Source organism: Emticicia soli (genome assembly GCF_037860775.1).
Classification (GTDB): domain Bacteria; phylum Bacteroidota; class Bacteroidia; order Cytophagales; family Spirosomataceae; genus Emticicia; species Emticicia soli.
The window spans coordinates 268,381-283,175 of the sequence record NZ_JBBEWC010000001.1; the positions used below are offsets into that span (position 1 = coordinate 268,381).

General features: G+C 39.1%; 10 protein-coding genes. 9 read left to right on the top strand and 1 reads right to left on the bottom strand.

Annotation, left to right across the window (positions count from 1 at the left end; genetic code table 11):
• Window positions 1–98: 98 nt before the first annotated feature.
• Window positions 99–3,050, bottom strand: coding sequence for a S9 family peptidase (locus WAE64_RS01215; RefSeq protein ID WP_340233568.1), 2,952 nt, complete (start codon window positions 3,048–3,050; stop codon window positions 99–101).
• Between the two features lie 372 nt (window positions 3,051–3,422).
• On the opposite strand from WAE64_RS01215, the gene WAE64_RS01220 reads away from it, so the two are divergent.
• The 9 genes from WAE64_RS01220 (at window position 3,423) to WAE64_RS01260 (ending at window position 14,787) form a co-directional block, all read left to right on the top strand.
• Window positions 3,423–5,186: a phospho-sugar mutase gene (locus tag WAE64_RS01220; RefSeq protein ID WP_340233570.1), complete on the top strand. Its 1,764-nt coding sequence runs from the start codon at window positions 3,423–3,425 to the stop codon at window positions 5,184–5,186.
• A 237-nt stretch (window positions 5,187–5,423) separates the two neighbouring features.
• Window positions 5,424–6,602, top strand: a complete 1,179-nt coding sequence (locus tag WAE64_RS01225; protein ID WP_340233575.1) for a sensor histidine kinase — start codon at window positions 5,424–5,426, stop codon at window positions 6,600–6,602.
• A gap of 156 nt (window positions 6,603–6,758) precedes the next feature.
• A complete protein-coding gene (locus WAE64_RS01230) occupies window positions 6,759–7,511 on the top strand; it encodes a LytR/AlgR family response regulator transcription factor (protein WP_340233577.1) in 753 nt (250 codons plus the stop codon).
• 100 nt (window positions 7,512–7,611) lie between these two features.
• Window positions 7,612–8,274, top strand: coding sequence for a hypothetical protein (locus WAE64_RS01235; RefSeq protein WP_340233579.1), 663 nt, complete (start codon window positions 7,612–7,614; stop codon window positions 8,272–8,274).
• A gap of 368 nt (window positions 8,275–8,642) precedes the next feature.
• Entirely contained in the window at window positions 8,643–9,113 is a 471-nt protein-coding gene (locus WAE64_RS01240) for a LytR/AlgR family response regulator transcription factor (RefSeq protein ID WP_340233581.1), read from the top strand.
• 222 nt (window positions 9,114–9,335) lie between these two features.
• Complete coding sequence (locus tag WAE64_RS01245) at window positions 9,336–11,417, top strand: bifunctional aldolase/short-chain dehydrogenase (protein WP_340233583.1); 2,082 nt, start codon at window positions 9,336–9,338, stop codon at window positions 11,415–11,417.
• 72 nt (window positions 11,418–11,489) lie between these two features.
• Window positions 11,490–12,500 carry a GntR family transcriptional regulator gene (locus tag WAE64_RS01250; RefSeq protein ID WP_340233585.1) on the top strand — a complete coding sequence of 337 codons (1,011 nt, stop codon included), beginning with the start codon at window positions 11,490–11,492 and terminating at the stop codon, window positions 12,498–12,500.
• Between the two features lie 27 nt (window positions 12,501–12,527).
• Complete coding sequence (locus WAE64_RS01255) at window positions 12,528–13,808, top strand: sugar isomerase (protein WP_340233587.1); 1,281 nt, start codon at window positions 12,528–12,530, stop codon at window positions 13,806–13,808.
• Between the two features lie 112 nt (window positions 13,809–13,920).
• Window positions 13,921–14,787, top strand: a complete 867-nt coding sequence (locus WAE64_RS01260) for a 3-keto-disaccharide hydrolase (protein WP_340233589.1) — start codon at window positions 13,921–13,923, stop codon at window positions 14,785–14,787.
• Window positions 14,788–14,795: the final 8 nt, after the last annotated feature.

Below are 14,795 nucleotides of genomic sequence, written 5' to 3' on the forward strand. Positions count from 1 at the left end.
ATATAATTATTAGACGAAAATATAATACAAAACGCCTATTTTGAGCAAAATTCAAAATAGGCGTTTTGTGTAAACTTAAAATAAAGACTTAATTTTTATTAGTCAATTCCCATTGCACGTTTATCAAGGTGCTCGTCAAGATTCAGGCGGTCGATGCCCTTATCTAACCAGTCTGGTGCAGGTTTGCCTTTTAGGTGATAATCGAAGAACTCCATCATACGTATTGCATAGTCCTTACGGTTAGGTAGCTTTACTAAGCCGTGATTTTCGCCTTTGTACTGTATCAATACCACAGGTTTTTTCAAACGGCGAAGCGCATTATAGTACTCAATACCTTGTGTAAAGTCTACGGCGCCATCGGCATCATTATGCAATAGCAATAAAGGTGTATTCACTTTTTTTACATGATACAAAGGAGAGTTGCGGTTGTATGCCTCCCAGTTTTCCCAAGGAGGTAACAAACGGCCCTGCGAAGCTTCGAAAATAGCCCCATTAGAAGTACCTGTGTTTTTATAAATAAGGTTATACATCGAAATCATGTCTGTCAGTGGTGCGCCTGCTGCGGCTGCCTTAAACATATTGGTTTGCGTAATCAGGAAGCTGGTCTGATATCCACCCCAGCTATGGCCATGAATACCGATTTTGGTTTCATCAATTACTCCCGTTTTAATAGCAGCCTTTACACCCGGAATCACACACCATACGGCCGACATACCAGGGTCGTTAAGTTTATACACAATATCCGGAATAAACACGGCGTAGCCATTAGAGGTATATACGCTCGGATTCCAGCCACCACCCGGGTACGACGGATTGGCGAAGTTATTGAGCGTTTGCGATAGTTTTTCGTAATAATAAACTATGGTTGGATATTTCTTGCCAGCTTCGTAGCCTGCCGGTAAAAATAACGCGCCTTGTAGTTTTTCACCTTTATCGCTCTTGTAATCAATTAATCTTACCGAGGGCGACCATGCATATTTTTCTAAAGATGGCGTATTCTGGCTAATCTGTTGCCCGTTTTCTAAACTAGCAGAAGTTGACAAATAATACTCAGGCGATTTTTTAAATGTCTGGCGGCTAAATACATAGGCATTCGCATTTTTAGCTTTGGTAAGCCCCCCTATCGAAGCATCTTCCCACAACAGCTCTTTTACCTGACCGTTATCTAATGCAACAAGGCCACTTTTCTTTGTCCACTCACCATATATTTTAAAATACTGTGTTTTAGCTAAATCGATACCTTTTTCTTCAGGGTCTAGCACAAAGCGGTTTTGGTAGCGAATTTGCTCAGTTTTTCCATTTTTAGTCAGGTTTTGTGGTGCCGCAGAAGCATCGGCTGATAATTTCCAGATATTCCAGCCATCGCTTACCAATACAAAACGGCTATCGCTTGTCCAACCAACAACATTATATGGAGGTTTACGTACATTGTGGTCGTCTTCTTGGTCAATAAACGAAGTACCCGCTTTATCTGAAATATTACGAGAAGTTTGGCCGCTCAAATCATACACAAACCAATTACCGTCTTTCCAATACAAAAACTTAGTGCCATCTGGCGCAACGTTAGGGTTCGCATAGAAATTAGGGCTGTAATGTTTCTCTATTACTTTGGTGCGTTTACCCGTTTTAAGGTCAGTTACATACACATCGGTATAGTTTTGTCCGTCAAGGTTATTGTCTAGCTCATAGTTAGTAATATCTTGGCCAATACCAAACAACTGCTTAGGGGCAATGTTCAGGTTTTTAACACTGCTATCGGCTAGTCTTAAAAACTTCTTACTATTTACATCATAATTGGCAATGAAACTAAAGTTCTTATCCTGCGTTTCTTGTACCTGCTGGCGCGACTGCAAGCGTTTATCCTGCCAATGCCAGATAGTCATATCAGGTTTTTCTTTGTCGGCCTCTGGTGCACCTGCTACCTTCTTGGTCGAGTCGGCTTTAACCTTCGCAATGGCTTTTGTTAAATCAGCAATGGTTTTAATGCTTGTATCGGCCTTGATTTTAGCTAGTTTTTCAGCATCCGATTCGCCTTTTTTAGTAGAATCTTTCTTAGCATCTGCTTTAGCAGTTTCTTTTTTAGCTGGTTCTAACTTTACAATCCCAAAAAACAACTGGCTCAGGTCTTCTGACCAATACGGTGTTCTGTTGGCACTAATGCTCATTCCCTTCGGAAAAGCCACAGAGTCTTTCTTTGGCTCATAGCTTACCAGTTCAGGCACAGCACTAAAGTTTTTCACACCCAGCACGCTGTTAAGGTCAGTTTTATATTTTTCATCTTTTATGCCTTTCAATAAAGCCAAACCGTCGCCTTTTTCTGTCCAGTTCAACGACTTATAAGTAGCCTTGTCGTTATCCAGAATCATCACAACGTTGCTTGTCATATTGCGCACCCATATACCATTTCCGGCTTTTTCGGCAGCATCTACTGTTAATGCTAACCAATCGCCCTTTTTATTGAATGCATACTCTGAAATATTACCAAGGTTCTGGGTTTTAGCCGATGCCAAATCGAACAATAATAAATCGGAGCCTTTAGGGCTATCAGCATTAGGGCCGCTTGGTGTGTTAGTCGGGGTCAGGTGCAAAGCTAGTACAGAAGACTGCTCACCATTAAAAGCAAAAGATTTTACTCTTTCAAATTCGGTTTTCTTTTTGGTTGAAAGGTTTACAAGAAACACTTTGTCGGTCAATGGCTTAGCCGCAGGGCCTTTTGGTGCAGATTTTTTATCTTTTTCTTTTGGATAAACTTTAAATGCAATCCATTGAGAATCGTCAGAGAAATTAAAAGCAAAAAAAGTACCCGAGCCTACGGGATATTTGATTTTGGTAGTATCGCTGGTTTTTCTGATAATTAATTCGGCATCGCCTTCATTGGGGTTCAAAACATAAGCAAACCACGAGCCATCGGGCGATAATTGTGTGCCACCAAAAGCCGGAATAGCTTTCCAGGTTCCTACGTCTTTCCAGGTAAGTGGCGGTTTAGGTTTATCTTGTGCCAATGCAAAGAGCGAGCAGAGTAGTAAATAGGTGATGAAGTATTTTTTCATTGTTGAATGAGGTATTAGTGAGAATTGATAAGGGTCTGTTCAATCTTTAATATTTTTCTTTCTACATCAACAGCCCAAAGCTGTCTTTTGCAGGTATAATTATAAATTTAAACAGGCTTTAAATTTATAATTAAAAGTTTTAAAACCGAAAGAAAACGGCATTTATCACATTTTCTGTTTAAAACTAAGGGAATTGCAAAGACTTATTTTATTCTTGTTTTTCCCATAAAATCTCTTTGAAAACTGTATATAATTATGTTTTTTTCTAAGTTTCAAATAAATATTAGTAAAATCTAAATCATTCTTGAAAAACATCAAAAACTTGTTTTAATTTGCCCAAAACTTTTTACAATTAAAATCATTCGGATAGTCATGCTACAAAATCTTAAACTAGATGCAACGGCAGAGAAGAATATCAAAACTTGGCTTAAAGGCAAGTATGATGAGGAAACCAAAACTGCAATTCAGAAACTCATTGATGACAATAACGCAACCCAATTGACCGATTCGTTCTATAAGAATCTGGAATTTGGCACAGGTGGTATGCGTGGCGAAATTGGTGTAGGTTCTAACCGCATGAACAAATATACTGTTGGAGCAGCCACACAAGGTTTAGCAAACTATCTTAACAAAGCGTTTCCTGACCAGGAAATTAAAGTAGCCATTGCGCACGACAGCCGCAATTTCTCGCCTGAATTTGCCCGTGTAGCGGCCGATATTCTTTCTGCCAACGGCATTACTGTTTATTTATATAAAGAACTGCGCCCTACGCCGCAGTTGTCTTTCACGGTGCGCCAGTTGGGTTGCCAGAGTGGTATTGTTATTACGGCTTCGCATAACCCAAGAGAATACAACGGATACAAAGTATATTGGGTTGATGGCTCGCAGGTAGTGGCCCCGCACGATAAAAATATTGTAGCAGAGGTAAATGCTATCACAAATGTAAAAGACATTAAGTTTAAAGGCGTAAAGAAACGCATAAAAATGATTGGCGAGGTGCTTGACAAAGCCTATCTGAAAGCCGTGAAAAGCATCTGCGTAAACCCACGTATGATCAAGCGCCAGTCAGACCTAAGCATCGTTTTCTCTTCTATACATGGAACGGGTATCACAATGGTACCTAAGGCTCTGGCACAATTGGGCTTTACCAATGTAAATATTGTAGAAGAACAAGCCACGCCTGATGGCAACTTCCCGACGGTGGTATATCCGAATCCTGAGGAAAAAGAAGCCATGAGCATGGCGCTGCAAAAAGCAAAAGCTATAAATGCAGACCTTGTAATTGCTACCGACCCCGATGCCGACCGTGTAGGTATGGCCGTAAAAGACCCTAAAGGCGAATGGCAATTGCTCAATGGAAATCAGGCGGCAAGTTTGATTATCTATTACTTGCTGAAAGCATGGAAAAAAGCTAAAAAATTAACAGGAAATGAGTTTGTAGCTAAAACCATTGTAACAACCGACCTGATTGATGAAATGGCAGCCAAAGCAGGTGTAAATTGTTACAATACGCTTACTGGCTTTAAATACATTGCGCAGGTTATCAGAGAGCTAGAAGGCGAACAAACCTTTATTGGTGGTGGCGAAGAAAGCTATGGCTACCTGATTGGTGATAAAGTGCGAGACAAAGATGCTATTGCAAGTTGCGCCATGATTGCCGAACTTACGGCTTTTGCTAAAGACCAAGGCATTAGCCTGTTTGATTTCCTGGCTGAAATGTATCAGAAAAATGGTTTCTACTACGAAGGACTTATCTCTCTAACCAAAAAAGGTAAAACCGGAGCAGAAGAGATTCAACAAATGATGCTTGATTTCAGAGCGAATCCACCAAAGAGCCTGGCGGGGTCGAAAGTTATTCGTATGGACGACTATAAATCGTTGAAAAGCACAGATTTGAAAACCGGTGAAGCCACAGAAATTCCATCGGGCAAAATGGGTATTGAATCATCAAACGTGCTACAATTCTTCACAGCCGATGGCACCAAGTTTACTTGTCGTCCATCGGGCACCGAGCCTAAGATTAAATTCTATGTAGGCGTAAGAGCCAAATTGAAGAAGAAAGATGAGTTTGATGCTACTTTAGAAGCATTAAAAGAAAAAGTAAAAACTATTCAGCTAGAACTGAATCTTGTATAATACTCATTGGAGCGTCTGGTTAATCCGGGCGCTCTTTTTTTATTCTGTTGTTAATTCTCTTTCTTTCGGGCATTTCTTTTCTTCTTTCTTTAGCAAGCGGTAGCTTTTGGTACATAAATTGCTGCAATAAATACCATAAAGAACTGCTAAAAAGCGAGTATCGCTTTTGCTAGTCTTGATTTAAAACTGTATTTTTACAGCAGAAGGTTAATCTATTCTTATCTACCTATTTTCCTAATGCCAAAACCAATTTTAATAATTGTTTTGATGTTTCTGTTCGTAACTCATGCTGTGCACAGCCAGACAACGAACACACCTCAAAAGAAAAGCAACTTCAAGGCTAAAATTACTCGTGTTGAAATAGCAGGGCGTGATATGCCATTTCAGGAAAACTACCACGTTGATTATGATAACAATATTCTGGAGTTTGAATTCATGGGCGTGCCTGCTCAGAATAATCTCTCTTACAAATATCGTATCATTGAAAACAGTTTTGAGGGAGCCAAGCCTTCTGAATGGTTTTACACAGCTAAAACATCGGTAAAGGTCGATAGCCTCAAACCTGCGGTTTATCATTTTGAGCTTGTAGCCCTTGATGCCGCCAAAAACGAAAGCCAACCCGCCATAGTTGAGTTTAAGATAGAGTATCCGTGGTGGCGTTCATGGTGGTTTTGGGGGTCTTGCTTTGTTACATTATTTGGTTTGTTTTATGGAAGAGAGCGTTTCCTGAAGTTCTGGTCTGACGAAGAGCAGCGGCATCACCGCCAGGTTACTGAGCTTGAATTACGGACTTTACAATTACAGATGAATCCTCACTTTGTATTCAATGCGCTAAACGCCGTACAAAGTTTCATTCTGAATAGAGACACTATCTCGGCCAATAACTATTTATCAAAATTTGCCAATCTTATTAGGCTCTTTTTAGATTCGTCGCGTAGTAAATACATTACCCTTGCCGACGAGATAAAACTGTTGAGCCTTTATATAGAGATTGAAATGTTGCGTTTTGAAAACAAATTTGAGTTTCATCTGAATGTAGCACCTGATATAAATCGTTTTATTGAAATACCAACCATGATTCTGCAACCTTTTATTGAGAACGCTATTAATCATGGTTTACGTTATAAAGAAACCAAAGGAAATTTATATATGAGTTTCTTCAACCAAGGCAAATATCTTGTATGCAGAATTGAAGACGATGGGGTTGGAAGAGAAAAGGCCAAACAGATTCAATCTAAATCAAGAAAAGGCTATAAATCGCAGGGGTTAAAGATTACCGAAGAACGCTTGCAAACCTTTAACTTAATTGCTGACGCCGACATCCATTTTCTAGTGGAAGACCGCCTGAAACCACCTTATGAACCCGGAGCAGATATTGGCACAACAATTGAAATTAAATTTCCAAAATTTGGTTAATATGGAATGTTTTTTTTCTTTTGTAATGCTTAAAAATATACCTCTCCCTATACATATAAATTACTAGCGGTTAATATTCGGATGGCTATTGGTATTGTTCCTTTGGCTTATACCAATGTTATTGATAATACAGTAAACTTGTAAACAAAACCTTTTATGTATAAGGCTATTATAGTTGATGACGAAAATCGAAGTGTTGAAACCCTAAGCAGTATCATTTACCTGTTCTGTTCGTCAGAAATAGAGGTAGTTGGTACCGCTAATTCAATACAAGAAGCGTATCAGCTTATCCAGGAGAAATCGCCAGATGTTGTTTTTTTAGATGTGGAGATGCCTCACGGCAGCGGTTTTGACCTATTGGAGAAATTTACAAACCCAAAATTTGAAGTCATTTTTACTACCGGATTCGACCACTACGCCGTTACGGCTATCAAATTCAGTGCTTTAGATTATCTGTTAAAACCCATAAATATCGAAGAGCTTAAGCAAGCCATTGCTAAAGCTAAAGAGCGCATTGAAAAGAAAAACAGCCAACAGAATTTCGACCACCTGATACAGAACCTGCGGAACCCTCGAGACAAATCAAATAAAATACCATTACCGATTCTGAATGGCTTTCAGTTTGTGCCTGTTAATAATATCATTTATTGCGAGGCCGACGAAGACTATACACATATTTATCTGAACGATAATTCGAAAATAACGGTCTCTAAGAGTATCAAAGATTTTGAAGACTTATTGGCCAATTACGATTTCTTCCGTATACATCACTCTTTCCTTGTCAACCGTGACTACATCAAGAGATATACTAAGGGAGAAGGAGGAACAATCACTACCGAGCAGGGCACCGAGCTACCTGTGTCACGTCGTCGTAAATCTGAGTTTCTTGAGTGGCTGAGCAATATTTAAGGTTTCCCAATATTTTTTTCATTATTAACTCAGATATTTAAGCGAAAATATTTATTCAGGCGCATTATGTTGATTGACCTTAAACCTATTCTATAAACTTATGACATCTCTTGGCTGTATAGCTATTAAAGTTGCAGATATTTCTATTGATATTGAGAAATTTACTGAGTTAGTATTTGACACTTTTGCTGATGAAGCCACCGGTTATCCTGACACTAGGCAAGATCAGCATTTTTGTATTGTCAAAACAAAAGATAATTTTATCTGGTTTGAAAGCTCTTGGGTTACCGATGAAATATTTTATAACGGACAAACCGAAAGGCTTAATCGTATCTATGAGTTTTTCAATAAACCTGCTTTTATGATTGCTCTAAATGAATATGATTCAGGCGGAACTTATGGTTATGTGATTATTGAAAATGGTCAAATAATCAGAAAAAGACGTACTATTTGTTATGACACAACTATTGATGAAGGAGAGCCACTTCCTTTAGAAAAAGATTGGCTTAGCGGCAAAAAGATTATTGCAGACTTTGATGAAGACGGCAATCTAGTAGAAATAGAAGGTAAAAAAACTGACGAAGAGATTGAAGACGAAGATTTAGTCAGAGCTGTGGTTAATCCGGTAACGAATGAAGTAGTAGAAGAAAATGAACTTACACAAATACTTCATAAAAAAGTCATGATACATTTCTTTGGATATACTATTTGGGATAGACTAGAATATGACTTTTATAAATGCTATACTTTAAGAATGATTTAAACTAAAGTAGCCTATTAAAAAAATACAAATTTTATTTGCAGCCTATCAAAAATTGGCACGCTTTTTATATAGAATTAGAGGTGTAGAAACAGTGGTTTTTACACCTTTTTTTTGGTAATTTCTGGTCAGATTTTTAATCCTGAAATGTATCCGCTTAATCAGTTTGTCTTGAAAATATCAAAATTAAACACTTAATTATGCAAAATGATTTTTTTGTATCACTCTTCTAACTTCGCTAAAAGTTCGATTATTTAGTATATTCTGCCACTTATCTAATTAATCCTGCCACTTACCGAATCGTTGTTGTAATAGTTATATGTCAAAATTAACTTGCTATAAAATTCAACAATTTTAAAGCTTTCCTTAGAATGAACAAGCTAATATACAAGACCCCGTTTAGTCCAGAAGGATTCACGGTTGTCCAAAATGTGGAAAGCCAAGCTACTGGAGCAAATATGTCCATGCGAGTTGCTGGCAAACGTAACATGGTTAAGCTCGGTGATATCTTATACTTGAAGAGCGCAAAAAATTATACAATTTTTAAGCTTGCTGATGGTAGAGAAATTATTAGTTCTAAAACGTTGAGAATCTTTGAAGAAGAATTAGATGAGATTGCTAACTTTGTGAGGCTTCACCGTTCTTACATCATTAATTTAGAACACGTAGACGATTTATATTTCAATTGTCGTGGAGGCGAAGTGCTCATACATGACGAGAAAATAATTATATCAAGAAGAAAAGCAGCTGAGTTTCGTCGGAAGTACCGAAAATTCTTACGCACAACGGGCCAGAATGTAACTTCTACAATAAAATTAAAGACATCTATCCGAATGTCATAAAAACATTCAAAATATTATTTTTTACTTTTTGGGTTACGATAATAAAGTGCTGGTTTAATCTGGCACTTTATTTTTTTGTGGTATTTCTAAACTTATTTTCTTCTTAAATCTTTCACCTAAAAGCCTTACCTTAGCAGGAGAGTACATGAAGATTTCCATCAGGAATTGCCGAATTTTGTAATCGAAAAACAGATTTACAGCAACAAAATTTTATATAAAAGCATGGAAAATACCCTAACATTCAAACATGTTAGCTACCTATGGGACGACAACAAAGCCGCCGAATTAGCCAATAACGAAGTTGATTTATTCATTTATCGCTCTAATCTATTAGGAGCCGATTTACGACTAACCAACTATGCAGGGGGTAATACTTCTTGCAAAATAATGGAAACAGACCCACTAAGCGGCGAACAAGTAGAAGTTATGTGGGTAAAAGGCTCTGGTGGCGACATTGGCACACTTACTAAAAAAGGCTGCGCCAATCTTTATGTAGACCGCCTGCACTCGCTGAAAAAACGTTACCGTGGTTTAGCATTAGAAGACGAAATGGTGGGTTTGTTTGACCACTGCCTTTTCGACCCTAAATGTGCAACCCCTTCTATTGATACGCCTTTGCATGGCTTATTGCCATTTAAACATATTGACCACCTTCACCCTGATGCTTTAATTGCTATTGCTGCCAGCAAAGATGGCGAGCAGATTATGAAAGAAATATGGAGAGATACCATTGCGTGGTTACCTTGGCAACGCCCTGGTTTTGACCTTGGCTTGAAACTAGAGAATACCATCAAAGAAAATCCGAATCTGAGAGGTGTTATTTTAGGTGGGCATGGACTCTTTACATGGGGAGATACATCTTACGAATCATATATTAATACGCTTGAAGTCATTGAAATGGCTTCGGTATATCTTGAGCAGCATTACGGTAAAAAAAGCCCAGTATTTGGTGGAGCCAAAATAGAATCGAAACCAGAGGCAGATAGAAAAACAGCCGCGGCTGAGGTAATGCCTACGTTGAGAGGGCTGGCATCGAGCTACAGAAGAATGGTAGGCCATTTTACTGACGATGCCCGCGTGCTTGAATTTGTAAACTCAAACGACCTTGAGAGACTAGCACAAAAAGGCACAAGCTGCCCCGACCACTTCTTGCGTACTAAAATCCGTCCATTGGTATTAAAAGGCACTGATAAGGCCGAAATAGAAGCACAATTTGAGGCTTACAGAGCCGATTATACAGCTTATTACGAACGCTGCAAGCATCCTGATAGCCCTGCTATCAGAGACACCAATCCGGTTGTGATTTTGTATCCGGGTGTGGGTATGTTCTCTTTTGCCAAAGACAAACAAACGGCTCGTGTAGCGGCAGAGTTTTATACCAATGCTATTAATGTAATGAAAGGCGCTGAGGCAATCTCGGAATACGTAGGTCTGAGCGAGCAAGAAGCCTTCAATATTGAGTACTGGCTGTTAGAAGAAGCTAAATTGCAACGTATGCCTAAGCCTAAGTCGTTATCAGGCAAGATAGCTTTCGTAACAGGTGGAACAGGCGGTATCGGGAAAGCGATTTGTGAAGAACTATTAAAAGAAGGCGCATGTATTGTAGCTGCCGACCGTGATTTACTAGAGGATACGCAAACCGAGTTGCGTAAAAAATATGGTAAAGACGTAGTGCTTACCGTAAAAATTGATGTAACAAATCCTGAACCCATCGCCGAAGCCCTCAAACAGGCAGTATTAAAATTTGGTGGGGTTGATATTGTGGTAAACTGTGCAGGTTTATCAATCTCTAAACCGCTTGAAGACCATACACTTGCCGATTGGAATATCTTACAAGATGTACTGGTAAAAGGCCAGTTCCTGGTATCACAAGAGGCCGTGAAGATTATGCGCAAACAGGCTTTAGATGGAGATATTGTGAATATTGCCAGCAAAAACGCCTTATTTGCAGGCCCTAACAATGTAGGTTATGGCACAGCTAAAGCTGCGCAAGCCCACATGAGCCGCTTATTGGCTGCCGAGCTTGGTAAAGACAAAATACGTGTAAATACTGTAAACCCTGATGCCGTATTACGTGGTAGCAAAATATGGGAAGGCGAATGGGCCGAAGGACGTGCCAAAGCTTATGGTATTAAAGTAGAAGAGCTTCCTAAAATGTATGCCGCTCGTACGCTACTAAACGAAGAAATATTAACTGAAGATATTGCCAAAGCTGTAAGAGTATTTGTAGACGGCAGCTTATCAAAATCGACTGGAAACATTCTGAATGTAGATGGTGGTGTGGCTGTTGCTTTTGTGAGGTAATTTTAACCCCACCCTTGCTCCCTCCACAACTTTGAGGAGGGAGTAAGGAATTTATTTAAAATTATTCGGAAAATGTATAAACTACAACTCAATCCCAATGACAAAACCCCGAAGTACAAGCAAATTGTACGGTCTATTGTTGCGGATATAGAGCGAATGGTTTTAAAGAAAAATGAGCAATTGCCATCTATCAGCGAGTTAAGCGAGGAGTATTATCTGGCACGTGATACGGTAGAAAAAGCCTATCGTGAACTGAAAGAACAAGGCTTTATTACATCTGTGCAGGGCAAAGGTTTTTATGTAAATGGCAAAGAGCACAGCAAAATGAGAATCTTGTTGATTTTTAATAAGCTGAGTTCTTACAAAAAAATCATTTACTATGCATTTCTGAAAGTACTCGGCGAAAAGGCAACGGTCGATTTACAGATACACCATTATAATGCCCGTATTTTTGAGGAAATCATAGAAAAAAACCTCGGCAAGTATAATTACTATGTTATCATGCCGCATTTTTTTCCTGAAGTAGACAAAACGCTGGCTTTGAAAACCATAGAGAAAATTCCGGCAGACGAGCTCGTTTTTCTGGATAAAGACCTACCCGAATACGCCAATCCCATCTTAAGTGTATATCAGGATTTTGAGAACGACATTTTCGATGCGTTAGAATCAGCACACGATTTACTCGAAAAATACCAGCGTTTGGTACTGATTTTTCCGAGCGATGGTAATTACCCTAAGGAAATCGTAAAAGGCTTCCGTTTCTTCTGTATCAATTCTCAGAAAGAATATATCATTAAAGAAAATGCCTTTGATGAAATCCCTCAGCCTAAAACCGCTTATGTAGTGGTAGAAGAAACCGATTTGGCCGAATTAATCAAGAAAACCAGGCAAACTAATTATACAATAGGTGAAGATATAGGCATTGTTTCATTCAATGAAACTACGCTGAAAGAATTACTGGAAATAACAGTAATAACCACCGATTTTGAAACGATGGGCCGAACGGCCGCCGCTTTATTGCTCGATAAAAAACAGATTAAAGTAAAAAATCCGTTTTATATCATCAGGCGAAAAAGCCTCTAAGAAGATTCAATCAAAACCTCTATAAACATGCTTACTAAAGATATTATTCAAGACCATAACAAGACCTTAGAAGCCGACCACCAGTTTAAACTTGCTTATATAACCGAGCTACTCGACCGTAAAGGTATCGATGCCCAAAACATCATCGAAAAAATCAAGGCATTTCAAGTGGCTATTCCAAGCTGGGCTTTGGGCACAGGTGGTACTCGTTTCGGACGTTTCCCGAATGGTGGCGAGCCTCGTAATCTGGAAGAAAAAATTGAAGATGTAGGCTTGATTCACCAGTTGAATGGCTCGTCTAACTCTATCTCTTTGCATATTCCTTGGGATATTCCGTCTGATGCCAATGCTGTTAAGCAGTTGTTGAAAGAACATAGTCTTACCATTGACTCTGTTAATTCAAATACTTTCCAAGACCAGAAAGACCAATCTTATTCTTATAAATTCGGGTCATTATCACATACCCAAACCAATAGCCGCAATCTGGCTATCGACCATAACATTGCCTGTATTGAATACGGCAAACAATTAGATTCAAAAGTATTAACCGTATGGCTGGCCGATGGTTCTAATTTCCCTGGTCAACAGCATTTCCGTAAGGCGTATCAGCGCACAGCCGATGCCCTAAGCAATATTTATGCAGCCATGCCATCTGACTGGACAATGCTGATTGAATACAAGCCTTACGAGCCGTTTTTCTACTCAATGGTTATTCCTGATTGGGGAACTTCTTATTCGCTTTGCCAACAAATTGGTAAAAATGCACAGGTATTGGTCGATTTAGGCCATCATTTACCAAATACTAATATCGAGCAAATAGTTGGTCGTTTGATGCACTTTGGCCGTTTGGGTGGTTTCCATTTTAATGGCTCTATGTATGGCGATGATGACCTAACAACCGGAAGCATCAAGCCTTATCAATTTTTCTTAATCTTCAATGAATTGGTTGATGGTATGCAAGACCCTAACGTGAAAAATCCACCACTAGCATGGATGATTGACGCTAGCCACAACACAAAAGACCCTATTGAAGACCTTTTACAATCAGTAAATGCGATTCTGGCTACTTATGCCAAAGCTTTATTGGTAGATAGATTTGCCCTGAGCGATGCACAAGAGAATAACGATGTGCTAAGAGCCGAGGAGTTACTGAGAGATACATTCTTTACCGATGTGCGGGCACTGGTTGCCGAGGCAAGCCGCCAGGTAGGTGGTGCGCTTGACCCCGTTGCAACTTTCCGCAAAGTCAATATACGTGAAAACCTGATTAATAAAAGAGGCAAATTTAGCGTAGCTACCGGTCTATAAATTCTTTATCCGAACTTTTAATGCAAAATACTCATCAAGTCTTGTCTTTCTTTGCAAAACTTGATGTTATTTTGCATTGATAGTAATTACCCATACACCCATCTATTCTATAATGAAAAAAATCCTGACTATTGTTCTTCTGTTCTCTTTTCCGATTCTGAGTTTTTCACAAGAAGTAGACCCTAAAGAATGGAAACAACTTTTTAATGGCAAAAACCTTGACGGCTGGCGTGTCAAAATCCGTAATTATGCTTTAGATGATAATTTCGGCAAAACATTCAGAGTAGAAGATGGCCTTATGAAGGTTCGTTATGATGCCTACAAATCTTTTAACGAGCAATTCGGACATATTTTCTACAAAGACAAATACTCTTACTACCGCATTGCGGTTGAATACCGTTTTGTAGGTGACCAGGCTACTGATGGCCCCGGATGGGCAACTCGCAACAGTGGTATCATGATTCATGGGCAGTCGCCTGAATCAATGGGTAAAGACCAGGATTTTCCTATTTCAATAGAAGTACAATTACTTGGTGGTTTAGACAAAGGCAAACGCACAACGTGTAATCTTTGTACACCGGGTACGAATGTGTTTTACCAGGATAAACTTGATAAACGCCATTGTATTAACTCAACTTCACAAACCTACAACGGCGACCAATGGGTACGTGCCGAAGTATTGGTTTTAGGCGACTCGCTTATCCGTCACTTTATCAACGGCGAGCAAGTTTTAGAATATACAAAAACACAAACTGGTGGTGGTAACGTAAGCGGCCACGATGAAAACCTGTTGGTAGAGGGTAAACCTTTGTCAGAAGGTACAATTTCTCTACAAAGCGAAAGCCACCCTGTTGATTTCCGCAAAGTTGAGTTATTAAACCTTTGTGGTTGCACCGACCCTAAAGCCAGTAATTATAAATCTTATTACGTAAAGTCTGACAACAAGACTTGTGTGTATAAGAAAAAAAGAAAGAAATAGTTTTTTAA

What these genes read in the sequence shown, in the direction of transcription:
- WAE64_RS01215 (WP_340233568.1), bottom strand. Translation starts at nt 3,050, where the DNA reads ATGAAAAAATACTTCATCACCTATTTACTACTCTGCTCGCTCTTTGCA.
- WAE64_RS01220 (WP_340233570.1), top strand. Translation starts at nt 3,423, where the DNA reads ATGCTACAAAATCTTAAACTAGATGCAACGGCAGAGAAGAATATCAAA.
- WAE64_RS01225 (WP_340233575.1), top strand. Translation starts at nt 5,424, where the DNA reads ATGCCAAAACCAATTTTAATAATTGTTTTGATGTTTCTGTTCGTAACT.
- WAE64_RS01230 (WP_340233577.1), top strand. Translation starts at nt 6,759, where the DNA reads ATGTATAAGGCTATTATAGTTGATGACGAAAATCGAAGTGTTGAAACC.
- WAE64_RS01235 (WP_340233579.1), top strand. Translation starts at nt 7,612, where the DNA reads ATGACATCTCTTGGCTGTATAGCTATTAAAGTTGCAGATATTTCTATT.
- WAE64_RS01240 (WP_340233581.1), top strand. Translation starts at nt 8,643, where the DNA reads ATGAACAAGCTAATATACAAGACCCCGTTTAGTCCAGAAGGATTCACG.
- WAE64_RS01245 (WP_340233583.1), top strand. Translation starts at nt 9,336, where the DNA reads ATGGAAAATACCCTAACATTCAAACATGTTAGCTACCTATGGGACGAC.
- WAE64_RS01250 (WP_340233585.1), top strand. Translation starts at nt 11,490, where the DNA reads ATGTATAAACTACAACTCAATCCCAATGACAAAACCCCGAAGTACAAG.
- WAE64_RS01255 (WP_340233587.1), top strand. Translation starts at nt 12,528, where the DNA reads ATGCTTACTAAAGATATTATTCAAGACCATAACAAGACCTTAGAAGCC.
- WAE64_RS01260 (WP_340233589.1), top strand. Translation starts at nt 13,921, where the DNA reads ATGAAAAAAATCCTGACTATTGTTCTTCTGTTCTCTTTTCCGATTCTG.